Source organism: Telluria sp. BA11, from assembly GCF_056680305.1.
In genome coordinates this window covers 901,643-923,135 of record NZ_CM155275.1, presented here as the reverse complement: position 1 = coordinate 923,135, position 21,493 = coordinate 901,643, and the positions used below count along the sequence as shown (strand labels likewise).

Below are 21,493 nucleotides of genomic sequence, written 5' to 3'. Positions count from 1 at the left end.
ATTTGAATATTGAAAAGAAATGGTGGTTCATTGGCATGGTCTCTTTTGCCACTGCGCTTACGTCGATTCCCTTGCTAATTGGCGCTGGCACGTGGCCTGTCACCGGCTTGGCTCAGGGGCTGGTTTTCCTCATGTGTTTTTACGCCCTCAACCGCCTTTTTTCCGCTATAGGCCGGGTTATTGTGATGTTCGCGTTTCCATCAAAAAATTGGCAATAGCTTAGCGATCATTAGCTTCGCATCTTCTGCAACTAGCGAAATTACCCCGTGATGATGGCAATCCGGAGACGCGCACGGCAGAGCCGCTGGTATCGAGCGTCACGCCGGCTTTTGCCGGCCTCACGACCCGGCCCCGGTCGAACCGATATCAGAATCAGGCGGCCGATGAACGCCGCCGCAAAACCGGGCCATCAGGCGCAGCGATGCCAGAAAGCTGTTGATGGAAGGATTCTCAGTCAGTTCCGGGACGCTCATCGTAGGTGAGGACGGCAGCATTTTCCTCGTCGATGATCAGTAGCCGCGGAGGCTGCGGCATATCCAGGTGCTCCGCCAGCGCCTGCTCGGCTTTGCCCAGATCCTGGCAGACGGGAGCAAGCCGATCCTGGACGCGTTTTGCCAAGGTGGCGAAGCGGGGCCGGTGCCGTCCCCTGGTCATGAATTTGTCGATAAATCGCATGGATCAACCTAGACGATGAAATGGCAGCACCACGAACGCCAATGCCTGGGTGAGCAGCGACAGCAGGATCAGTCGCAAAGCCCATGTACGGCGGCGGGCGCTAATGGCATTGCCTTGAAGGTATTGCTCATACGCCACGGAATAGCTGGCAGCAAGCAGCGAGCGTACATGTTCTTCTTCCTGTTCGACACTGCGGCCGGTTGTATCGTCGACCAGGTCGATCAAGCGGGGCGGCTCGTGGTAGACAAAGAGCCATTCGGCCATCAGAACCTGCCAGGCCGACGCAAACAGGGCAAGCGCAGCGATGCCGCCAAGAAAGAAGATGAGAAGCGTGGGAACGTCACGCCACTGCTCCGGGTTCACCTCGACCGACAGGCTGCTGAAGGCGAACACGGCGAAAGAAATGGAAGCAACCGGGGTGCTGAGACTACCGCGTATTTGTTCGCGACGGGAGCGCTCGCTCATGAACAACGCCTGGAGATGGTCGAGATGAAGTTGTGTAATTCGACGCATTGAAGCTCAGGTCCTTTCAGATAAGTCCGTGTGCATGACAGAAGCGGGCGGACACGCCCCGGTTGACATCCGGGTTGTTGGTCTGGCTGGGCGACACCGACCGGCAAACCAACAGGCATGTGCAATCCATATGGACTCTCGACCGCGGCCAGTCCAAGGCCATATCGTCCTTGTTTATCCCCGGTTGCCCGTCGATCAGCGCGCCAACAATTCTAATGGATGCCTGCTCACCGGGGCCTCACGATTCCGGGCGGAACATTCAGATGCTGGCAAGGACCGTACCGATTCCGGAGACGGCAGGAGCGCGGGAGAGGCCGGCTGCGGCAACAGCCGGGCGCCATGCCGTGCGACACTACTTTTACACGCCCCGTATCGCGCCACGGTCACGCCTTTGTTTTGGAGATGCGACCGCCATTTTCCGCCCGGCAAGCGAGCGCTGCTGTTCCGAATCGCATGCGAGGATCCATCCCCTCTACGCGAAAGGAATCCTCATGAAGCACGATCAGCCGCCGCGCCGCGATTTTCTGCGCTATGTCGGTACCATGGCCGCCCTGTCCGCGCCGGCGCTGCAGGCCGCGGCCAGCGAACAGAACCGGGTCAGCTTCCCGCCCATCTTCGACAAGTCCGAAAAGCCCGAGAAGACCGAGCCGCCGGGCGACTCGTGGGATGAGCGGGTGGGCGTTGCCGTGGTGGGCCTGGGCCGCATCGCCATCGACGAGATGCTGCCGGCGTTCCAGCGAAGCAAGCATGCAAAAGTCGTGGCGCTGGTCACAGGGGACCGTGACAAGGGACTGAAGGTCGCCCGCCAGTACAACATCCCCGAGAGCGCAGTGCTCGACTACAAGGACTACGACAAGCTGGCCCAGATGGCCGATGTGAAAAGCGTCTATATCGCGCTGCCCAACCATCTGCATCTGGAGTACACCGTGCGCGCGGCGCGTGCCGGCAAGCACGTGCTGTGCGAAAAACCGATGGCCAACAGCGCCGCCGAGTGCCGCCAGATGATCGATGCTTGCCGCAAGGCCGGGCGCCAGTTGATGATCGCTTACCGCAGCCAGTACGAAGCACTTGATCGCACACTGATAAAAATGGTCCGCGACAAAAAGCTGGGCGCGCTGAAGGAATTCAACTCGGTCAATTCGCAGAATATGGGCGACCCGCAGCACTGGCGCCTCAAGAAGGCGATGGCGGGCGGTGGCGCGCTGCCGGACATCGGCATCTATTGCATCAATGCCGCGCGCTTTCTCAGCGGCGAAGAACCGACCGAGGTATTCGGCAGCATCTGGTCGACGCCAGGCGATGCGCGCTTTCGCGAAGTCGAGGAATCGTGCCAGTTCGTCCTGCGCTTTCCCAGCGGCTTTTCGGCCACCTGCAGCACCAGCTATTCGGCGCACAAGTCCCAGATGTTCCGCCTGAACGGGTTTGAAGCATGGGCCGACATGGACCCTGCCTACGCCTATCACGGCAACAAGCTGCGGATCACGCGCGTGGTCGATGGCAAGGACCAGACCACCGAGATCCCGGCCGGCAAGACCAACCAGTTCACGCTGATGATCGACCACTTCGCCAGCTGCATCCAGCAAAACAAGGACGTGCACACGCCGGGCGAGGAGGGGCTGCAGGACCAGCGCATCATGGACGCGATCTACGAATCGGCGCGTAGCGGCCGGGTGGTCAAGCTCAAGCCGCCGGCGGGCAAGACGCGCGGGCCCGAGCCGGAGAGCGCCGATTAACACGCTGTTTTGAAAGAGATGCTGAGATGAACAAACACCATCGTAACCTGCTGCTCGCAGGTGCCCTTGGCCTGGCTGGCGGCCTGGTTGCCACCAAATTGATGACGCGCTCGCGCGGCGCCCCAGGCGCCCGGGAGGGCGAGCTGCCGACCGCCGGCGTGCTCGACACGCTGGCCCTGGCCGTGGACGTGCTGGCCCCGACCTTTGCCAAGGGCGTGATCATCCGCCGCCCGGCCGTGGTGGCGCTGGCCGAACGGCTGGAGCTCGACCGGCGCGCAATTGGCCGCATGCAAAAGCTGCGCAACAAATATGGCAGCGGCCCGCTGATGCTGCCACTGCCGATCCGCAAGCAGGCGGTCATCCTGACGCCCGAACACGCGCGGCGCGTGCTGGACGAGTCGCCCGAACCGTTTTCCGCCGCCAGCAGCGAGAAGCGCGCCGCGTTGTCGCATTTTGAACCGCACGGTTCGCTGATCTCGCAATGTCCCCAGCGGACTGCACGACGCCGTTTCAACGAAGACGTGCTCGAGCATGAACGCGCGGTGCACCACATGGTCGACAGATTCCTGCCGGTGGTCGACGACGAAGCAGGGCGCCTGCTGGCCAAGGCGCGTACCCAGGGCGAGCTCGACTGGGAAACCTTCAACGCCGGCTGGACGCGCATGGTGCGCCGCGTCGTGTTCGGCGACGCTGCTGCCGGCGACCAGACCATCAGCGACATGATCATCGAGCTGCGCAAGGCGGCCAACTGGGCCTTCATGCATCCGAAGAAGACCGGCCTGCGGTCACGCTTCCTGGCGCGCATCCAGGGTTATCTCGACCGGGCCGAGCCGGGCAGCCTGGCGGCGGTCGCGGCCAGCGTGCCCCAGAGCGGCGACACGATGGCCAACCATCAGGTGCCGCAGTGGCTGTTCGCGTTCGATGCTGCCGGCATGGCCACCTTCCGCGCGCTGGCGCTGCTGGCGGCGCATCCCGAGCAGGCAGCGCGCGCCCGCGCCGAGCTGCGCAGCCATCCCGGCATCGAGCGCCAGTACCTGCCATTTTTGCGTTCGACCGTGCTGGAGTCGCTGCGCCTGTGGCCGACGACGCCGGCGATCCTGCGCCAGAGCACGCGCGCAACGCAGTGGGAAGGGGGCACGATGCCAGAGGGCACCGGCATCCTGCTGTTCACGCCGTTCTTCCACCGCGACGACGGGCGCATGGCGTGCGCCGACCGCTTTGCGCCCGAGCTGTGGCTGAAGGATGACAAGGTACGCGATGTGCAGGACCGCGACTGGCCGCTGGTGCCGTTCAGCAGCGGGCCGGTGATGTGCCCGGCGCGCAATCTGGTGCTGATGCTGACCAGCGTGATGCTCGGCGCGCTGATTGGCGAGGATGACGGGATCCACGGGCTGACGCCGTCGCAGCAGGGGCGGCTGGACCCGGCGCGCTTGCCGGGAACGCTGGACAATTACAGCTTGCGTTTTGTGGTCCGGGCAGATCGCGACGTCGGTACAACCAAATCGTTCGATTGAGCCAGTCAGCAGCCGCATCCTCCTTGTCGATGCAGCCCCCGATTCGGTACGGCTGCCTGCAAGCGTGCGGCTGGTGTGTCCATGCTATGTTGGGTTCCCATTTCCTTCCGGAGTACAAGCACCATGATGTTCAACCTTAAATTTCTTGAGAATAACGTCGCAATCGACCAGGATACCTGGACCGCATTGGCGACGACAGGCAGTGATGCATCGCTGGACAACGTACGGGCCGCGATTCTCGGCGTGCTGGAAAGCGGTGGGACCTTCACGGTAGAAGACAGCAACGACCAGGTCGTGCGGCGCATCGAGACGTCAGCCGAATTCGAGGGCTATATGCAGGAAATCGCGATGCAGCGCGACCAGTTCCAGCAGGAGCAGGCATAAGTTTTCACGCCGCTTGGTGTTGAATTGCCCTCGATTTGCCAGGTAATCGTGCGCGGCAGCATGCAGGTAGAATGAATCGGAACTGCCTCTTCCCAACTCTTGAAGCGAGTCACGATGTCATTTTCACGCACCTTCCGCCACACCATTCTTGCCGCCAGCCTGCTGGCCGGCCTGTCCCAGGCAGGCGCGCACGCCGCGTCGCTTCCGGCGCCATTCGACACCCAGTTGGCGGCCGACTTTCCCAAGCTCGAAGCCTTCTACCGTGACCTGCACGCCAACCCCGAACTCGGGTTTGCGGAACACAAGACCGCGGCCAAATTGGCCGAACGGGCCAAGGCGCTCGGCTTCGAGGTGACCACCGGCGTCGGCGGCACCGGCGTCGTGGCGATCCTCAAGAATGGTCCGGGGCCGACCGTGATGCTGCGCACCGAGATGGATGCGCTGCCGGTGCTGGAAAAGACCGGCCTGCCGTTTGCCAGCAAGGTCACGACAAAAAATGCCGCTGGCGACACCGTGCCGGTAGCGCACGCCTGTGGTCACGACCTGCACATGGCTGCCTGGTATGGCACGGCAAAATTGATGGCGGAGAACCGCAAGGCCTGGAGCGGCACGCTGATGCTGATCGGGCAGCCGTCCGAAGAAGCGTTGACCGGCGCCGCCGCCATGCTCAAGGACGGACTGTTCACGCGCTTCCCGAAACCGGATTACGCGCTGTCGATGCACGACGACGCGTCGATGGCATCGGGCACGGTCATGTGGCACGCCGGGCCATTTCGCGCCTCGGCCGACACCGTCACCATCACGATGTTCGGGCAGGGCGGCCATGGCGCCGTGCCGCATGAAACGCGCGACCCGGTGGTGATGGCGGCGCGGCTGGTCATGGCGCTGCAGACCCTGATCTCGCGCGAAAACAATCCGCTCGACCCGGTCGTGATCACGGTCGGCAGCATCCAGGGCGGCACCCAGGCCAATATCGTCCCGGATCAGGTGAAGCTCGCGCTGACCGTGCGTACCTTCCGGCCCGAAGTGCGCCAGCGCGTGCTGGCCAGCATCGCCCGCGAAGCCAAAGGCGAAGCGATCGCCGCCGGCGCGCCGAAGGAGCCGCTGGTGGAAGTCAAGACCGGCACTGACTCGGTGGTCAACGATCCGCAACTGGTGGCGCGCGCCGTCAAGGCGGTCGAGCAGGCCGTCGGCCCTGATTTTGTGAAAGAAATGCTGGCCAAGATGACGTCCGAAGACTTCGCCATGTACGGCCAGCAGCCCGGCGTCAAAGCGCTGCTGCTGCATGTGGGCGCGGTCGATGCCGGCCGTCTCGAGGCAGCGAAAAAGGCTGGCAAACCCTTGCCGGGCACCCATTCGCCACAATGGGCGCCGGATCTGAAGCCGACGCTCACCAATACCATCAAGGCCGAGACGGCGATCCTGCTCGACCTGATGGCACCGCAGCGCTAAGCGCATCATCATAAGGCCCGTCATGCATTTTCTTGTCCTCGCCGCTGCGTCCTCGCTCGTCCTTGCCGCCGTACCGCTTGCCCAGGCCCAGCCTGCAGGCAAGGTTGTGCAAGTCAAAATTGGTACGGTGTCTCCACTGTCCGGCCCCAGCGCCCATGCGGGCAAGGACATCGAAAACGGCGCCCGCATGGCGATTGATGACCTCAACGCGAAAGGGATCGTGCTTGGCGGCAGCAAGGTCCAATGGGTCTTGCAGCCCGAGGACGACGGCGCCGATCCCCGCACCGGCACGACGGTCGCGCAAAAGCTGGTCGATGCGAAAGTGGCGGCCGTCGTGGGGCACCTCAATTCGGGCACGACCGTGCCGGCCTCGAAGATCTACGCCAACGCCGGCATTCCGCAGATTTCGCCGGCGGCCACGACGCCCGTCTACACCAACCAGGGTTTCAAGACAGCGTTTCGCGTCGTCGCCAACGACAACCTGATCGGCCGTACGCTGGCCACGTACACGCTCGGCACCCTGAAGGCAAAGAAAATTGCCGTGATCGACGACCGCACCGCCTTCGGCCAGGGACTGGCGGAAGAATTCGTCAAGGGCGTCAAGAAGGCGGGGGCGGGCACAAGCGTCGTCAGTCGCCAGTTCACGAGTGACAAGGCCACCGATTTCAGCGCCATCCTGACCCAGATCCGTGCGCGCGATCCGGACGTGATTTTTTATGGCGGCATGGACGCGGTGGCCGGGCCAATGCTCAAGCAGATGAAGGCGCTCGGTCTGCGCGCCAAGCTTATCTCGGGCGACGGCGTCTGCTCGGAAAAAATGCCGCTGCTGGCAGGTGACGCGCTGGTCGACGACAAGGTGTACTGCGTCGTGGCGGGCGGCGTTGGCGCTGCGCAGGAAGCGGGCCTGAATGCATTCACACAGCGTTACCAGCAGCGCTACAAGATCCCGCTGCAGACGTATGCGCCCTATGCCTACGATGCGGTGATGGTGTTCGCCAAAGCGATGCAGACGGCAAATTCGAGCGATCCAGCCAGGTTCCTGCCGGCGTTGGCGGCCGTCAGGCACGAAGGTGTCACTGGCAGCATTGCCTTCGATCAGAAGGGCGATTTGCGCGACGCCGCGATGACGATCTATACCTTCCGCAAAGGCAAGAAGGTCAGGCTGGCCGTGCTGCGCTAACGCGGAGAATTCAAACAACAGCCATGCCGATAATGGCTGGTCGGCCATTTTCCAGCGCGACCAGCAATTCGCTGTTGATATATCGACATGGCTTTGTTGCATAAATCAGCAGAGTTCGTAATTCCCCAAACCCCAGGCGGAATTACGGCATGCTCACCGCCATAGTCGTAGGCGTGCCCAACCGGGTGAACCGATTGAGAATGGCGGCACGGACCTGTAGTTCCGCGACCTGACGGTCGAAATCACGTGCCATAACGCGTTCACCGAGCAGCTTGAAACGACGCATCTTGGTCTCGACAAGGCTGCGCCGGTGATAGCCGCTCCACTTCTTCCAGATTTTCCTGCCCAGTAGACGCGTGGCCGCCAGGATGGCGTTGCGGGCTGTGGCGCCTGGGCGCCGATCCTTCCATGGCTTGGCGTTCTTACGAGTTGGAATAACCGCTTGTGCCCCACGTTGCGCGATCGCTTCATGACAGTCTTTGGTGTCGTAGGCACCATCACCGCTGACGCTTGCGACGGTCTCGCTGGCGGGAATTTGGTCGAGCAGGTATGGCAGCATCTGCGCATCGCCTGTGGCGTTGTCGGTCACTTCAATGGCCCGGATTTCCAGCGTGGCCGCATCAATGCCAAGGTGGACCTTACGCCACTGACGACGATAGTCGGTCCCATGTTTTTTGGTCTTCCACTCGCCTTCGCCCAGCATCTTAATGCCCGTGCTGTCGACTAGGAGGTGCAATCCGGTTACAGTCGGCTGCGCTCCGATCGTTACCGGTAGATATTTCTGGCGCCGGCTAACGGTGCTGAAGTCAGGCACCTGCCAGTCCAGGCCAGCGAGCTTGAGCAGGCTTTGCGCCATGCCCATCGCCTGGCGCAGGGCCAGATTGAACAAGCCCTTGATGGTCAGGCAGAACTGGATTGCCGCCTCGCTGTACTTCGGTCGCCGGCCCCGCTTGCCGCTGGCACTGCCGTGCCAGCGCATGTCCTTTTCCAGCCAGATGAGCAGCGAGCCGCGCGCCTTCAGCGCCGTGTTGTAGTCTTTCCAGTTGGTCGTTCGGTACTTTGGTTTTGCTGGGGCAGTCATGCCGTCAGTTTACCCCGCACCCACGCTAGACCGCTGAACGGGGCCTATTTGTGCAACAAAGCCTATCGACATTCTAATCCAGCGCCAAAGGCAGTCATTGTGACATTCTGTGACTTATGGAACTTGTGTGTCTGCTATGCTGGATAAAGTCGGATGACTTTAGCGCTCATTTCTGAAACAAAGAACAACGCAGATTCAGTACGGAAAACAGGGCATGAATATTACAAAAAAATTGATTGTCCAGAGCGTGCTTGCTGGATTGCTTGTAGCGCTGCTTGTTCTCGTCTACGAGCATGTCGTTGGACCGATATCTGCCAATTTTTTGGTGCGAGGTATTGGTATAGGAATACTTTGCGGTTTTGCATCAGTCACCTTTTTATTACTTGGAAATAGAAAAAGATCTTGAATATCTGCTCTTGGCAGATTACTGACTTCACGTCCAGATGACTTTTGCAAACGATGAAAAACTTTTTTCTTAATGCGTCAGGAGTTGCCGTTGGCACACTTCTTTACACCGGTTTCCTGAGCAGTACAGACGAGCTCGATTGGGGCCGTGCTGCATTCGTGGGGATTTTCTGTGGAATATGCTTGGCTATATGGCCTGGCAAAAACAGAGAAAAGTAAGCCAAGAGACGCAGTGTCAGTGAATTTCCCAGCGCGTCACCTGCTTTTCTGCCTGTGTTGCCAGCTGGCCGGCTGTACATCAGCTGAACCGGTTGTGACGCCGCCTGCGCCATTGGCTGTGTACACGCAGGAGGCGCTGCGCGCAACGATTGCTTCAGGCAAACCGACGCCCTTGGATGCCCTGACACCCTATGGCAAGCGCGAGGTCGTTCGACAACTCCGCTGGAACGAAAACGGCCTGGCTGGTTTTAGTAGTACGCCCCTGATCCGTAAACTGGGCCACGGACAACTTGCAGCGCTGCTCAGTTTCCTCGGCGCCAGCGAATATCTGCCCATGCTGGAAAAAAAGTTGGTTGGCCCGCCACTGCGCTTGTCGGCGCTATCCAGCCAGACGGAGCAGGATCTTCAACGCCTCCGTCAATTCGCGGATGCCGAAGCGACACGACGCGCTGCAGCTTCAGTGACCGCGACCGGGATCGGCGCGCCGGCTGTCCTCCGGCGCTACCAGCAGCTATTCGGAAACCGTCTGAACCCGGCAACGTTGAGCAACGAGCCGTCAGGCAATCTCGTGGCCCTGTTCGACGCCGCCAGCCTGGCCGCTAACGACAACCCGGCATCGTCAGCAGTCGACGACATGCTGCAGCTGCATCACGAACTCACCGCACGCGCCATCAATACCCGGCGCACGCTGGATGACGCCATGCTGTACGCCTTGCTCGCTGCGCGTCGTTTCGCGAATGCGCAGGCGTTTGCTGCCGTGCGTCCCGATCTCGCGGACGTCACGATCCCTCAGGTCGTGGATTCGCTTGGCCCAGCTTTCGCAGGCCGCAGCGCGTTCGCGTACGACGCGAAGCACAATACCCTGACCCGCGTTGCCATGCCGAGTCGGTCCGGTACGGAACTCGTGATGGTCGTCGGCGCTGGCTGCCATCATTCCGCCAACGCGCTGCAAGCGCTACAGGCTGACCCCGAACTCCAGCGGCGTTTGCAACAGGTACATCTCGTGTTGGTCACTGCCCCCAACGCACCTATCGACACGCATCTGATCAGCGAGTGGAACGGCGTCAATCCGTCGATGGCAATCCACGCGCCGTATAGTGCCGCGCAATGGGAGAGCATCGACGTGACAGGCATACCGTCCTTTTATCTGCTCAGGAACGGCAAGGTCGTCGACCGGCGCACCGGCTGGTCAGACACCGGCAAGGCGAATCTCCTCAAATTGATCGATGCCGCCGAATAAGTCGATTGCCATGCAACGAAGATCAATCGACGTTCAGGCAGCGTGCCTGCGATGCGTCATGCATGGCGAGGTTACGCGACGGTGACCGGTGGTAGGATGCTGCTTTCGTTCAGAAGTCCAGAGGAAGCAATGACCATATTCGCCATGTCCGTCTTCGATGCAACCGTGATTTACGACGGCAAGGAACTCTTCAAGGGGCAGGGCGCCGCCACTGGCTGGGCCGAGAAGCTTGCGAAAGAAATCGAGAGCCGCGTCACTGTCGAAAAGATCGGCACCGGCTGGGCGCTGATCGGCCGGGTCGACGGCGTGGATTGCCGTTGGGGCATCATGGGGCAGCGCCTCAAGCGGCTGGACTGATCGCCATGCGTAGTTCGAACGGCGGTCTCGTCTACTCCACGGAAACGGGCCGCATGTGCCCAACCTGTCGCCAGCCTGTGGCGCAGTGCACGTGCAAGGCGGGCGCCAGTGCTGCGCCGGTCGGTGATGGGAATGTGCGTGTATCGCTGCAGAGCAAGGGGCGGGGCGGCAAGAGCGTCACGCTCGTCAAGGGCGTGGCGCTCGATCCGATGGCCCTGGCCGTGCTCGGCAAGCAATTACGCACGGCCTGCGGCGCTGGCGGCACCGTCAAGGACGGTGTGATCGAAGTGCAGGGTGACCATTGCGACACCGTTCTGCAGGCACTGGCCAAACTCGGGCATCGGGCGAAGCGGGCCGGCGGCTGATGCCGGCCCAGGTACATCAGTAGTCGCGTGCAGCGCGCGTTGCCAGCGCCACCACGGCAATGCCTGCCGTGACGATCAATGCATCTTCGATCAGGCCGCTGCGGGTCTGGCCAATTTTTGCGATCGCCTGCTTGCGAGCGGCCAGCGTGGCATAGGCCAACGGCACGGCGGTCGCGACGGCAACCGCAGCGCCTGCCTTTTCACGACCCTCTGGCGCCAGCGCCGCACCGGCAATGCCCGCGCTGGCGATGCGCGCCAGCAGACCCAGGAACACGGTGCGGTCCGGCGCCGACTTCATTTTGTCGCCGTACAGTTCACCGGCGCCCATGGCCAGTGCGCCGTACTTGAACAGCGGGCGGTCCAGTAGCATGAGGTTGCCAGACGTGTGACGGCCGGCAAGGCGTGCCGCGGCAAGGGTGGCCATGGGGGTCATCGAGCGGGCGCTGGCGACGGCGCCAATCAGGGCGGAAGAAAGCAGGCTGGTAGATTTCATGGTAATTCCTAAGCGAGTAGTGTTATTCGATACGTTGTTCAACTGAATGCGAGATTGATTCAGTTGCCTTATTTTTAACACAAAATCGAAAATCAGCCTGTTCTGTAATGACGCTAGATGACGCGACGCGTGGCCGCCGTGGCCAGGTCGCCGCTGTTGGGCGTGCCGGTACGCTCGATCAGCATGATCTGCGCCTCATGGGACGCACGGGGCCGGTGCCGCACGCCTTGCGGCACGACATACAACTGGCCCGGCCCCAGCGCCACGGTCGTGCCGTCGTCGAGGTCGATCTCCAGACTGCCGGCCAGCACCAGGAAAAAATCGTCCGAATCGTCGTGCACATGCCAGTGGTATTCGCCACGCAATTTGGCCACCATGACGTCGTGGCCGTTGAACAGGCTGACCGTGCGCGGTTGCCAGGCTTCGTTGAATGTGGCCAGTTTGCCGGCCAGGTCGATTGCAGCGTTCATGCGTTCTCCTTAAGTGAAAAAGTGAAAACGTCATGGTGCGCCTTTGGGTGGCCAGGGGTCTTGTACAATTGTTGCATGCACCCCGCACCCGCCCGGCCAGTTAACGATGCCACCTTTTCGGCGCTGACCGGCGGCGTCACGCTGATGCAGGCAAGCTTCACCGATCACGCGTTTGAGCGCCATAGCCACGATGGTTTCGCGATCGGCGTGACCACCGCCGGGGTGCAGCGGTTTCGCTGCAAGGGCGCGCAGTACGACAGCCAGGTGGGCGACCTGGTCCTGTTCAACCCGGATGAAGACCATGATGGCAGCGCCGGCAGCGCCGACGGTTTCCGCTATGCGATCTGGTATGTACCGGATGCGTTAGTGGCAAGCTGCATCGCGCCCGAGGGCGAGCGCGCCGACGGCCGGTATTTCACCCGGCCATGCGTGACCGACCACCGGATGGCTGCGGCATTTGCGCAGCTGTCCATCAACCTGCTGGCGACGCCAGCCGAGTCGCTGCGGGCGGAAACGCTGCTGCGTGCGTTCCTTGGCACAATGCTGGCGCGCCATGGCGAGCGTCGCGAGGTGTCCCTCGCATGTGCCGGCGCGTTCGCCGCCGATGCGCGCATGGTGCAGGTCAGGGACTATATCCGCACGTACTTCCAGCGCGATATCACGGTGGCCGACCTGGCCGCCGTGGCCGGGATGTCGCGCACGCATCTCACGCGCGCGTTCAGCGCGACGTATCACACGCCGCCGCACGTGTACCTCAATTCGGTGCGCGTCGCCCATGCCTGCACGCTGATCCGGGGCGGGATGCCGCTCGCGGCGGTGGCGCCCGAATGCGGCTTTGCCGACCAGAGTCACCTGACCCGGCGCTTCAAGGGCTGTGTCGGCGTGACCCCGTCAGGCTGGCGCGACAGGCTGCGGCGCTAGCGCGCCCGGCGCGTCGGCCGCTGCAGGCCGGATCGTCAGCGTCTGCGCAAAGTGCGCGATCAGCGCCGTTACCTTGGGCGCGTGCTGGCGGCTGCGCTGCCACACCAGATACAGCGGCAGGCCGGACGTGGCCAGCTCGGGCAGGATTTTCACCAGGCTGCCATCGCGCAGCTGCTGCTCGACGAGCCAGGTCGCCAGTTGCGCGATTCCCAATCCCATCTCCACCGCCGTGACCTGCGCCTCGGCCTGCCCCAGCACGATGCGGCTCTTCACGTGCTGGCGCGCCAGTGGCAGCTCGCCATCCTTGATCAGCCATGGACTCGTGCTGCCGTCCGCGCGACCGTACAGAATGGCGTCGTGGCCCAGTAACGCTTCGAGCGTCGCCGGCGCACCGTGGCGCGCCACATAGGCGGGCGACGCACAGAAGACGAGTTCTTCGTCACCCAGGTGCTGGTAGCACAGTGCCGCCGGCCAGGTGTCCGAGCCGCCGATGCGCACCACGACGTCCAGGCCATCCTCAACCGGATCGACGAAGCGGTCGGTGAACGACACGTGCGGCTGCACCTGCGGATACTGCTCGGCAAACGCCAGCAATGACCGCACGGCGTGCATGCGGCCGAAGGTGGCCGGCATGTCCACGCGCAGTCGGCCCGACGGGGCGATATGGTCGTGTGCCAGCAGCCGCTCGGCCGCTTCGAGTTCGTCCAGGACGCGCACGCAGACCTTGTAGAAGACGTTGCCGGCGTCCGTCATCTCCAGCTTGCGGGTGGTGCGGTCGAACAGCGGCCGTTTCAATCGCCCTTCCAGTCGGGCGATGGCCTTGCCGACGGCGGAATTGGTCAGGTTGAGCCGGTCAGCGGCCGCCGTAAAACTGCCGGCGTCGGCGACGGCGACGAAGGTTTCGAGGCCTTTCAGGCGTTCTGCGGGCGTCATTGGCTTACTCCTGGAAATTTATTCCACATGATGCAGGAATTCTTATCCAACACGAGAATTTTTATCTTTTATATCATGTTAGACAACTATCCACAGGAGTTTTTTGCAATGCCCAATTCATCTACTACCACCGTCGACGCGATGGCCGACAAGCCCCAGGCCACCGGCGGCGCGCTATCGATCACGATTCTTGCCATCGCCGCGTTCGTGATCGTGACTACCGAGTTCCTGATCGTGGGCCTGCTGCCGGCACTGGCACGCGACCTGTCCATCACGGTGGCCACGGCCGGGCAGCTGGTCACGCTGTTTGCCGTGGTCGTCATGGTATGCGGCCCGTTCCTGACGGCGTGGCTGGCCAACGTCGACCGCAAGAAGTTGTTCATCGCCGTGCTGGTGCTGTTTGCGGCAACCAATGCGCTGGCCGCTGTCGCGCAAAACATCTGGGTGCTGGCGCTGGCGCGCCTGCTGCCGGCGCTGGCGCTGCCCGTGTTCTGGGGCACTGCGAGCGACACCGCAGCCCAGATCGCTGGCCCAGAAAAAGCCGGTCGCGCTGTCTCGACCGTGTATCTCGGCATTTCGGCCGCGATGCTGTTTGGTATTCCGCTCGGCACGCTGGCAGCGGACGCGATCGGCTGGCGCGGCGCGTTCGGCCTGCTGGCCGCGCTGTCGCTGCTCGTGGCCGTGCTGATGTTCTTCAGCATGCCGACGGTGCGTGCATCGCAGCCGGTTGCCATGCGCGAACAGGCAAAGATTTTGAAAAGCCCGTTCTTCATGGCCAACGTGGCGCTGTCGATCCTGGTGTTTACCGCCATGTTCACGGGCTACACCTACCTGGCCGAGATGCTGGAGAAATCGGCCGGCGTGGCGCCGGCGCAGGTGGGCTGGTGGCTGATGGGCTTTGGCGCGGTTGGCCTGATCGGTAACTGGCTGGGTGGTCTCTGGGTCGACCAGAAACCGCTGGCCACCACCGCCATCTTCAGCCTCGTGCTGGCAGCCGGCATGGCCGCGTCGATGCTGTTCGCCGGCCTGAGCATCGGCTTTGCCGTCGCGCTGGGCGTGTGGGGTATCGCCAATACCGCGCTGTATCCGATTTGCCAGATCCGCGTGATGAAGGCGGCAACCGGCGCCCAGGCGCTGGCCGGCACGATCAATGTGTCGGCAGCCAACGGTGGCATCGCGCTGGGCGCCGTGATCGGTGGCCTTGCAGTGGCCAACTGGGGCGCGGGCAATTTCGGTTACGTGGCTGCGGGCATCGCCGTGCTGGCTGCACTGGCGACCAGCCTGGTCGCGCGTATGACCCCGGCAGCCAAGGCGTAACGATCATGACGATTGCACCCATTGGCCCGTTGCCGGCCGAACTGGCAAGCCATGCCGGCTACCAGCGGATTTTCAAGCCGGGCAAGCTGACCTTCGGCTTCATCATGCCGCTCGAAGGTTATCCGGATTCGCCGTTTCCGACGCTGGCCAATCACCAGACGATGGCGCGCATGGCCGATGAGGCTGGCTTCTCGACCCTGTGGCTGCGCGATGTGCCGTTCTATGACCCGAACTTCGGCGACACCGGCCAGGTGCTCGATCCGATGGTGTACATGGGCTTTCTGGCAGCGCACACGAGCCGCATCGCGCTGGGCACCGCCGGCATCGTGGCGACGCTGCGCGAGCCATTGATCGTGGCCAAGCAGGCCGTGTCGGTCGACCAGCTGCTGGGCGGGCGCCTGGTGCTGGGCCTGTCGACCGGTGACCGGCCCGTCGAGTATCCGGCGTTTGGCCTGGATTTCGATAACCGCGGTGAGCGTTTTCGCGAAGCGTTTGGCTTGATCAAGACCGTCACCCAACAGGACTTTCCGCATGCGCGCACGGCGCACTACGGCAACCTCGATGGGGGCATTGATCTGGTGCCCAAGCCGGCGGCGCCGCGCCTGCCGATGATTGTCGTCGGCCGTGCACGCCAGGACATGGCATGGATCGCCCGTCATAGCGACGGCTGGATCTGGCACCTGAGCGACTTTACCCGCCTCGCGCAACTGATCGAGGCATGGCGCGCCAGCCACGAGCCGGGGCAGTGGGTGCGCCCGTACGGCTACGGCACGATGTTCGACCTGGCGGAAGACCCGGATGAGCCGATGCGCTTCGTGCGCAATGGCATTCGTAGCGGCCGCCATGCATTGGTCGAGCTGTTTTACCATCAGCAGGAACAAGGCGTGAGCCACGTGGCGCTGAACCTGAAGCCGCTGCGCCGGCCGGCGCAGGACGCGCTGGCCGAACTCGCGGAGCACGTGCTGCCGCTGTTTAACGCTGACTGATTTTTTACCATTGTCTTTTAACGCACGATCAAGAAAAGGAATGTCATGACCATTGATTTCGACCGTAGCGACAACCTGCAACGCCCACCGATGGGCCAGACCCGCGATCCGATTACGCATCCACTGATCGTCACGGCGACCTTCGTCAGCCGTGTCGACAGCACGCCGCGGGGCGAGCGTCCGCAAGACGCCGGCTCGGCCAAAAGCAAGCACGGCAACGAGGTGCATCTGCCGAACTGGCGTCCCGGCGCGCTGGCGCTGGAAGGCAATGAAAACCTGGCGTTCGAGCACTGGGACGAATACTGGCGCAAGGTCCACGGCCCGAAATTCGCGTGGGATGAGCCGGGCAGTTCGTCCGAGCGCGTGCTGCGCTACGACCAGGTGCACCGTATCGCATCGGGCCCGTCGTCGTTCTTCCCGCCACCGTACCGCGCGATGATCGGCGAGGACGGCAAGCTGCCGGCCGAGCCAGAAAAGTGCGTGCCGCCGTACAACCGCCCGCGCTGGGATGGCCTGGCCTACATCACGTATGCCGAGCAGGACGATATCGAGCGCGTGCTGGGCCAGGAGAAATTTGCCGAGCGAATCATCGCCGACGAGCAGGTGGCGTTTCGCATGGTCACGCGTGAAATCACGCGCGAATACATCCTGATCCCGAGCGCGCGTCACCGCGATCCGATCAGCCTGGTCAAGATCCACATGCGCAACCCCGACCTGTCGCGCGAAGAATTCCAGCGCCGCCTGCTGGACGAGCACGCGCCGCTGGTCATGGGCCAGTCGGCGACGACCGAGTTCGTGAAGCGCTACGCGGTGCTGCTCAATATCGGCTCGACCCAGAAGGACCCGGAAGGCAGCAAGATCGATGCCGTCTCGATCCTGTCGTTCGCGTCACTGAACGATGTCGAGGATTACCTGGTCAGCAACGACCACGAAGCGATCGCGCAATCCGAAGCGGCGCTGACCGGCGAAGGCTCGGAGTGGTGGACGGCGATTAACTACAGCGTCATGAATCGCTTGATGCCGGAAGTGGCCACCGAGCGCTGACCGGCTACGGTAGAATCACGCCAACGCCGGTCGCGCCGACCGGCGGTAACGTGATACGGGGATTTGCCATGGCCAAGAAGGAAGAAGAACTCGATGAAGAAACGCTGGCGTTCGTCAACTGGTGTATCGAGGTCGAGGGGTTTTTAGTCGCGGGCGGCGCGACCGTACGGCAGGCGCAAGACCATATCGAGGAAGAAATCGAATGGTTCACCGACCAGTTCTACGATTCGCTCACGCCTGAAGAGGCGGCCAAGGAAGCACTGGCGTAACGACAGTAGTGTCATTGAAAACAGGCCTGCACCGCGTCACCGCGGTGCAGGCCTGTTTGCTTGTGCGCGTGGCTATTTAGACGCGGGCGCCCGTGCTGCGGCGACGCAGCGCGGCGGCGCCCGCCAGTCCGGCGCCGAACAGCAGGATGCTGGCCGGTTCCGGCACATCGACGGGCAGGTCCGGTCCGATGATATTGCTGATGCCGGACTGTTCGATCACGGCGATGTCATTGGTGGTACTGAGGAACAAGGTATCAGCTGTCAGGAACGACAGTGCCGAACTGCCGACGCCAATTGCTTCGAAACGAATGCTCGCCAGCAGGCCGCTGCCCGAAGCGCCTGGGCCAGAACCAAACAGGGAGCCGTAGATGAACGAGATCAGTCCCGGCTCGTTGCCGACTGCGTCGACGCCGCTGGTGGTGGTGCCTGCAGTGGCCAGAAAGCCGCCTTCGGTCACGTCCAGTGCGCGCAGATAGCGCGCATCGTAGACAAGCGAAAACTGGTAGCCCGCCAGATCGGCGATATCGGCAATTTCCACGTTATAGGTCACCGTCGTGCCCACCTGCGCGGCAGGGCCGGTGTTGATGCTCAGGATGGGCGCAGCCCAGGCTTGCGTGCTGGCACCAAGCAGGACTGCGGCGATGAAGTGTTTCCATGTGCTCATTGTGTATCCCTTTTGTTGAATGGTTGACGCCGGCCGGATGTCGTCACCCGGCCGGCCGGTCGCATCAGGCGCAGACCGTACCTGCCGGCACGCGCTGCGTTACGGCGTTCAAGTCCCGCAGGTTGACGACGCCATCGTCGTTCACGTCGGCGCGCGCGTCGAAACCAGCCTGGCCGGTGCGCCTGTTCATCGATGCGCGCACCACTGCCACGTCGGCGCAATCGACCACGCCGTCACCGGTCACGTCACCCGCGACCGGCGCATTCGCCAGCGTGAAGTTGGCGTCCGAGACGTCGAAGAACGCATTGCCCACGGCCTCGATCTTGATGCGGCCCTGCGTGGTTGGCAGTGCCGGGAACGTGACATTGGCGCTGCCCGTGTTCGGCACGCTCGCCGCCAGCAGGTGTGGCCAGGTCGCGCCGCCGTCGGTCGACAGCGTGATCTTCACGTTCGCGGTGCTCACCGGCGCCGCGTTGGTGTTGGCCACGCTCCAGGTCACGGTCTGCGGGCCGGCGTTGATGGTGGCTGCCGTGTTGGGCGACGTGACCAGGAACGGACCGGCCGCAGGCGCCAGCACCAGCGTCGTGGTGGCACTGTTGACGCCGCCGCGACCGTCACGCGCCGTCAGCTTGAAGTTCAGCGACGCCGGCGCAGCGTTGGCCCCGAAGCCCACGTAGGCGGCCGTTGGCAGGAACTCCGAGAAGCAGTCGATCTGTGCAGCCGTCAGCGGTGTGCTGGCCGCTGGGCAGGCGCCGGTCGCGGCATTGGTGTTGTTGGCCAGGATTTGCGCCATGTCCGGGAACACGCGGGTCGGATCGGTCGTCACCTGGTTCTGGCCTGGCGATGAGTACTCGAGCGTACCGGCGCTGGTCACGACGGCACGCGTGCCAAACTGGCGGAACAGTGGACCGTTGAGCTTGACGTTATCGATCAGCGAGGTACCGGCGCTGCCGCCCCGGTCGTTCTGCTCCCACATATACGTCACGGTATCGTCGTCGCCGTCAACGGCGCTGCCGGTCAGGGCGAATGGCGTGCGCACCGGGATCGTGAAGCTCGGTGGCACGGTGACGCTCGGCGCCGAATTGGTCGTACCCGCGACGCTGCCGCCGCGGGTGGTCGGGCCGCCGCGTGCGACTTCACCGATGAAGCCGGCGCCACCGCCGGTGACATTGCTCACCATCAGCGAAGGCACGTCGGTGCCGGCGAGCGTGCCGTTGAACGTCACGGTGAAGGCCGTGTCGGACAGCCCGGTGACGGACACGGTGGCGCCGGCTGGCCAGCCAGCAATGCCTTCGATGGCCGCCTTGACGGCCGCAGCGGTGTAGTTGGGGCCGCGCACGATCGGGGCCGACAGGTTGCCGTTATAGCTTAGCTGGAACTGCTGGCCGTCGGTGGCAAAGCCGGTCAGGGCGCCTGCCTGCACTTCGTTGAGGTTGATCTCGGCGCTTGAGGTATAGGCCACGATCTCGTCGAAGCTGCGCTGCGACCAGTATGGATCGCTGTGCGGCTGCAGGTTGTCGGTGCCGCAGATGCCCGCATACGCCATGATCGACGAGCCACTGCCGGGTTCGACCGAGGTGGTGGCGCTGCGGTTGCCGCCGCTGCAATTGCCTACCGTGCCATTGAAGGTATGGTTGCCCGAGAACTGGTGACCGAGTTCGTGCGCGACGTAATCGACGGCGAAGAAATCGCCGACGGGGGTCGGGATGCCGGTGCAGCCCTGGGCCTTGGCGTTGCCGCCCACAACCCCCAGGCTGGCGACGCCGCCGCCGTTCAGGCCGAGGGCGATGTGGCCCACGTCGAAGTTGCTGGCGCCCGCCAGCAGGCCGGTGACGATACGGTTGCGGGACAGGGTGCTGCCCGTGCAGCCGGATGCCTGGGCTGGCGTGTAGCAGGCCGCGCCGCCGCAGGGGCCATTGGTGCCGGTCATCTGGGCCGCCGTGTTCAGGTTGAGCGCATCGGTGGCGTCGATCAGCACCAGGCTGATCGAGGTTTCGTCTTCATAGACCTGGGTCACGCGGTTGATCAGCGTGACCTTGGCAGCGGTGACGTTGGCAGGGCCGAAGTAGGTCGCGTAGCTCGGGTCGGTCACCAGTGCCAGGCGGTAGGTGCGCAGGGCGTTGCCGACGACGGCATTGGCCGCCATGCTGGCGTCGACCACGCGGTAGGGCGCGCTGGTGCTGTTGCGGCCGTCGCTGGCGGTGATGTCGAACGCGCCCTGGCGCGCTGCGGCGGCCGGCAGTGTCACGTTGATCGCGCCGTTCTTGTCGGCAGTGGCTGTGGCATTGTGCAGCGCCACGCCATCGCCATCGGCCGCGATGTTCAGGCTGACGCTTGCGCCCGGGGCAAAGCCGGCGCCGGTGACCACGACGCTGTCGCCTTCCTGGTAGAACGAGCGCGACAGACTCAGCTGCGGCTCGATCGAGTCCTCGATCAGGGGGCCGCGTGGATTGATCAGGTCGGCGCGCGTGTAGCTGGCATACACGCTGGTGTCATTACGGTAGTACGGATCGACATACCAGCCGCCGTTCGGCGAGCGCACCGATGCGTGCAGGCCAAGCTGGGTGATGTCCATGCGCAGCGTGGCGCGCGGATCGTCGACGCCCTTGCCGCGATAGGTCTTGATGTCGGGGTGCCTGGCGGCCAGGCCCGGCTCCATGACCGGCGACTCTTCGAGCGTGAAGCGCTGGTAGCCACCGTCCGGATGCGGCAGCGAGATGGTCAGGCTGCTCGCCGACAGGTCGCCCGCACGCGCCATCGGCGCTTCGCGGGCAACGCCCCGCATACCGGCCAGATCGAGGCTTGCAGCGCGTACCCGGCGCAGTTGCAACGCCGGCGTCCTGGCGCCGCTGGTGCGTGCCGTGGTTGATGCAGCCGGCACCGTCACGTCTTGCCAGAACGCGGCCGCGCGCTGGTTCTGCACCTGCACAGGGCCGACCTGCGCCGCCAGCACGGATGGCGTGCCGGCGACCAGGGCCAGCGCGACGCAGAGCGCGAGCGAACCTTTTTTCAGGGGGGCGGTGTGCAGCTGGCTTTGCTTGCCGTGGTACGGCGAGCTCGAAGGCTTCGTTCTCATGCGTAGTCCTTTCGCGACTGGTGGGCGTGTGTCGGTGTGGTAAGCGTTGATGCGTCTTCCGGAGCTTCCTCGTGGTGCCAGCGATGCGTTGCACATCGAATTTCGCGATGAAAATAATGCAATGCGGGCGCATTGATATTATTGCTGCATTGATATTGAACGCAAGTAAATACTTTCTTGTTGTAATCCTGTTGAAATAATT

22 protein-coding genes are annotated in these 21,493 nt (G+C 63.2%); 14 read left to right on the top strand and 8 right to left on the bottom strand.

Features of this window, described 5'->3' with window-relative positions; translation table 11 throughout:
* Nucleotides 1-450: 450 nt before the first annotated feature.
* Both AC1MGT_RS04025 and AC1MGT_RS04020 read right to left on the bottom strand, forming a co-directional pair.
* Entirely contained in the window at nucleotides 451-675 is a 225-nt protein-coding gene (locus tag AC1MGT_RS04025) for a hypothetical protein (RefSeq protein WP_499503107.1), read from the bottom strand.
* 3 nt (nucleotides 676-678) lie between these two features.
* The gene (locus AC1MGT_RS04020) at nucleotides 679-1,140 is read right to left on the bottom strand and encodes a hypothetical protein (RefSeq protein WP_499503106.1); all 462 of its coding nucleotides are present in this window, start codon (nucleotides 1,138-1,140) and stop codon (nucleotides 679-681) included.
* Between the two features lie 539 nt (nucleotides 1,141-1,679).
* On the opposite strand from AC1MGT_RS04020, the gene AC1MGT_RS04015 reads away from it, so the two are divergent.
* From AC1MGT_RS04015 to AC1MGT_RS03995, 5 genes are all read left to right on the top strand, one after another.
* Nucleotides 1,680-2,921: a Gfo/Idh/MocA family protein gene (locus tag AC1MGT_RS04015; protein ID WP_499503105.1), complete on the top strand. Its 1,242-nt coding sequence runs from the start codon at nucleotides 1,680-1,682 to the stop codon at nucleotides 2,919-2,921.
* 26 nt (nucleotides 2,922-2,947) lie between these two features.
* Nucleotides 2,948-4,435 carry a cytochrome P450 gene (locus AC1MGT_RS04010; protein WP_499503104.1) on the top strand — a complete coding sequence of 496 codons (1,488 nt, stop codon included), beginning with the start codon at nucleotides 2,948-2,950 and terminating at the stop codon, nucleotides 4,433-4,435.
* Between the two features lie 123 nt (nucleotides 4,436-4,558).
* Entirely contained in the window at nucleotides 4,559-4,819 is a 261-nt protein-coding gene (locus AC1MGT_RS04005) for a hypothetical protein (protein ID WP_499503103.1), read from the top strand.
* 114 nt (nucleotides 4,820-4,933) lie between these two features.
* Nucleotides 4,934-6,271 carry an amidohydrolase gene (locus AC1MGT_RS04000; RefSeq protein WP_499503102.1) on the top strand — a complete coding sequence of 446 codons (1,338 nt, stop codon included), beginning with the start codon at nucleotides 4,934-4,936 and terminating at the stop codon, nucleotides 6,269-6,271.
* Between the two features lie 22 nt (nucleotides 6,272-6,293).
* Complete coding sequence (locus AC1MGT_RS03995; RefSeq protein ID WP_499503101.1) at nucleotides 6,294-7,451, top strand: branched-chain amino acid ABC transporter substrate-binding protein; 1,158 nt, start codon at nucleotides 6,294-6,296, stop codon at nucleotides 7,449-7,451.
* A gap of 142 nt (nucleotides 7,452-7,593) precedes the next feature.
* Here the strand turns inward: AC1MGT_RS03995 and AC1MGT_RS03990 are convergent, their stop codons facing one another.
* Entirely contained in the window at nucleotides 7,594-8,532 is a 939-nt protein-coding gene (locus AC1MGT_RS03990) for an IS5 family transposase (protein WP_499503100.1), read from the bottom strand.
* A 214-nt stretch (nucleotides 8,533-8,746) separates the two neighbouring features.
* Here AC1MGT_RS03990 and AC1MGT_RS03985 point away from each other — a divergent pair, with 214 nt between their 5' ends.
* The 4 genes from AC1MGT_RS03985 to AC1MGT_RS03970 all read left to right on the top strand — a co-directional run bounded on the left by AC1MGT_RS03985 (nucleotide 8,747) and on the right by AC1MGT_RS03970 (nucleotide 11,118).
* The gene (locus AC1MGT_RS03985; protein WP_499503099.1) at nucleotides 8,747-8,938 is read left to right on the top strand and encodes a hypothetical protein; all 192 of its coding nucleotides are present in this window, start codon (nucleotides 8,747-8,749) and stop codon (nucleotides 8,936-8,938) included.
* A gap of 231 nt (nucleotides 8,939-9,169) precedes the next feature.
* Nucleotides 9,170-10,396, top strand: a complete 1,227-nt coding sequence (locus tag AC1MGT_RS03980; RefSeq protein WP_499503098.1) for a hypothetical protein — start codon at nucleotides 9,170-9,172, stop codon at nucleotides 10,394-10,396.
* A 129-nt stretch (nucleotides 10,397-10,525) separates the two neighbouring features.
* Entirely contained in the window at nucleotides 10,526-10,753 is a 228-nt protein-coding gene (locus AC1MGT_RS03975) for a hypothetical protein (RefSeq protein WP_499503097.1), read from the top strand.
* A 5-nt stretch (nucleotides 10,754-10,758) separates the two neighbouring features.
* Complete coding sequence (locus AC1MGT_RS03970) at nucleotides 10,759-11,118, top strand: translation initiation factor Sui1 (RefSeq protein ID WP_499503096.1); 360 nt, start codon at nucleotides 10,759-10,761, stop codon at nucleotides 11,116-11,118.
* A gap of 16 nt (nucleotides 11,119-11,134) precedes the next feature.
* Here AC1MGT_RS03970 and AC1MGT_RS03965 read toward each other — a convergent pair whose 3' ends face one another.
* On the bottom strand, nucleotides 11,135-11,611 hold the full coding sequence (locus tag AC1MGT_RS03965; RefSeq protein ID WP_499503095.1) for a hypothetical protein: 477 nt from the start codon (nucleotides 11,609-11,611) through the stop codon (nucleotides 11,135-11,137).
* A 113-nt stretch (nucleotides 11,612-11,724) separates the two neighbouring features.
* A complete protein-coding gene (locus AC1MGT_RS03960) occupies nucleotides 11,725-12,081 on the bottom strand; it encodes a cupin domain-containing protein (RefSeq protein ID WP_499503094.1) in 357 nt (118 codons plus the stop codon).
* A 75-nt stretch (nucleotides 12,082-12,156) separates the two neighbouring features.
* Between AC1MGT_RS03960 and AC1MGT_RS03955 the strand changes: the two genes are divergently transcribed.
* Entirely contained in the window at nucleotides 12,157-13,002 is an 846-nt protein-coding gene (locus AC1MGT_RS03955; RefSeq protein WP_499503093.1) for an AraC family transcriptional regulator, read from the top strand.
* Here AC1MGT_RS03955 and AC1MGT_RS03950 read toward each other — a convergent pair.
* Complete coding sequence (locus AC1MGT_RS03950; protein ID WP_499503092.1) at nucleotides 12,973-13,935, bottom strand: LysR family transcriptional regulator; 963 nt, start codon at nucleotides 13,933-13,935, stop codon at nucleotides 12,973-12,975. The genes AC1MGT_RS03955 and AC1MGT_RS03950 overlap by 30 nt on opposite strands.
* 141 nt (nucleotides 13,936-14,076) lie before the next feature.
* Between AC1MGT_RS03950 and AC1MGT_RS03945 the strand changes: the two genes are divergently transcribed.
* From AC1MGT_RS03945 to AC1MGT_RS03930, 4 genes are all read left to right on the top strand, one after another.
* Entirely contained in the window at nucleotides 14,077-15,252 is a 1,176-nt protein-coding gene (locus tag AC1MGT_RS03945) for an MFS transporter (protein ID WP_499504248.1), read from the top strand.
* A 5-nt stretch (nucleotides 15,253-15,257) separates the two neighbouring features.
* Nucleotides 15,258-16,238: an LLM class oxidoreductase gene (locus AC1MGT_RS03940; RefSeq protein WP_499503091.1), complete on the top strand. Its 981-nt coding sequence runs from the start codon at nucleotides 15,258-15,260 to the stop codon at nucleotides 16,236-16,238.
* Between the two features lie 45 nt (nucleotides 16,239-16,283).
* Entirely contained in the window at nucleotides 16,284-17,282 is a 999-nt protein-coding gene (locus tag AC1MGT_RS03935) for an EthD domain-containing protein (protein WP_499503090.1), read from the top strand.
* A 68-nt stretch (nucleotides 17,283-17,350) separates the two neighbouring features.
* The gene (locus tag AC1MGT_RS03930; protein WP_183557631.1) at nucleotides 17,351-17,551 is read left to right on the top strand and encodes a globin family protein; all 201 of its coding nucleotides are present in this window, start codon (nucleotides 17,351-17,353) and stop codon (nucleotides 17,549-17,551) included.
* A gap of 76 nt (nucleotides 17,552-17,627) precedes the next feature.
* Here the strand turns inward: AC1MGT_RS03930 and AC1MGT_RS03925 are convergent, their stop codons facing one another.
* Nucleotides 17,628-18,215, bottom strand: a complete 588-nt coding sequence (locus tag AC1MGT_RS03925) for a cohesin domain-containing protein (protein ID WP_499503089.1) — start codon at nucleotides 18,213-18,215, stop codon at nucleotides 17,628-17,630.
* A 64-nt stretch (nucleotides 18,216-18,279) separates the two neighbouring features.
* Nucleotides 18,280-21,291, bottom strand: coding sequence for a M12 family metallo-peptidase (locus AC1MGT_RS03920; RefSeq protein WP_499503088.1), 3,012 nt, complete (start codon nucleotides 21,289-21,291; stop codon nucleotides 18,280-18,282).
* Between the last annotated feature and the right edge of the window lie 202 nt (nucleotides 21,292-21,493).

Coding starts and splice junctions, on each gene's coding strand:
- AC1MGT_RS04025 (WP_499503107.1), bottom strand. CDS start 675: ATGCGATTTATCGACAAATTCATGACCAGGGGACGGCACCGGCCCCGC.
- AC1MGT_RS04020 (WP_499503106.1), bottom strand. CDS start 1,140: ATGAGCGAGCGCTCCCGTCGCGAACAAATACGCGGTAGTCTCAGCACC.
- AC1MGT_RS04015 (WP_499503105.1), top strand. CDS start 1,680: ATGAAGCACGATCAGCCGCCGCGCCGCGATTTTCTGCGCTATGTCGGT.
- AC1MGT_RS04010 (WP_499503104.1), top strand. CDS start 2,948: ATGAACAAACACCATCGTAACCTGCTGCTCGCAGGTGCCCTTGGCCTG.
- AC1MGT_RS04005 (WP_499503103.1), top strand. CDS start 4,559: ATGATGTTCAACCTTAAATTTCTTGAGAATAACGTCGCAATCGACCAG.
- AC1MGT_RS04000 (WP_499503102.1), top strand. CDS start 4,934: ATGTCATTTTCACGCACCTTCCGCCACACCATTCTTGCCGCCAGCCTG.
- AC1MGT_RS03995 (WP_499503101.1), top strand. CDS start 6,294: ATGCATTTTCTTGTCCTCGCCGCTGCGTCCTCGCTCGTCCTTGCCGCC.
- AC1MGT_RS03990 (WP_499503100.1), bottom strand. CDS start 8,532: ATGACTGCCCCAGCAAAACCAAAGTACCGAACGACCAACTGGAAAGAC.
- AC1MGT_RS03985 (WP_499503099.1), top strand. CDS start 8,747: ATGAATATTACAAAAAAATTGATTGTCCAGAGCGTGCTTGCTGGATTG.
- AC1MGT_RS03975 (WP_499503097.1), top strand. CDS start 10,526: ATGACCATATTCGCCATGTCCGTCTTCGATGCAACCGTGATTTACGAC.
- AC1MGT_RS03970 (WP_499503096.1), top strand. CDS start 10,759: ATGCGTAGTTCGAACGGCGGTCTCGTCTACTCCACGGAAACGGGCCGC.
- AC1MGT_RS03965 (WP_499503095.1), bottom strand. CDS start 11,611: ATGAAATCTACCAGCCTGCTTTCTTCCGCCCTGATTGGCGCCGTCGCC.
- AC1MGT_RS03960 (WP_499503094.1), bottom strand. CDS start 12,081: ATGAACGCTGCAATCGACCTGGCCGGCAAACTGGCCACATTCAACGAA.
- AC1MGT_RS03955 (WP_499503093.1), top strand. CDS start 12,157: ATGCACCCCGCACCCGCCCGGCCAGTTAACGATGCCACCTTTTCGGCG.
- AC1MGT_RS03950 (WP_499503092.1), bottom strand. CDS start 13,935: ATGACGCCCGCAGAACGCCTGAAAGGCCTCGAAACCTTCGTCGCCGTC.
- AC1MGT_RS03945 (WP_499504248.1), top strand. CDS start 14,077: ATGGCCGACAAGCCCCAGGCCACCGGCGGCGCGCTATCGATCACGATT.
- AC1MGT_RS03940 (WP_499503091.1), top strand. CDS start 15,258: ATGACGATTGCACCCATTGGCCCGTTGCCGGCCGAACTGGCAAGCCAT.
- AC1MGT_RS03935 (WP_499503090.1), top strand. CDS start 16,284: ATGACCATTGATTTCGACCGTAGCGACAACCTGCAACGCCCACCGATG.
- AC1MGT_RS03930 (WP_183557631.1), top strand. CDS start 17,351: ATGGCCAAGAAGGAAGAAGAACTCGATGAAGAAACGCTGGCGTTCGTC.
- AC1MGT_RS03925 (WP_499503089.1), bottom strand. CDS start 18,215: ATGAGCACATGGAAACACTTCATCGCCGCAGTCCTGCTTGGTGCCAGC.
- AC1MGT_RS03920 (WP_499503088.1), bottom strand. CDS start 21,291: ATGAGAACGAAGCCTTCGAGCTCGCCGTACCACGGCAAGCAAAGCCAG.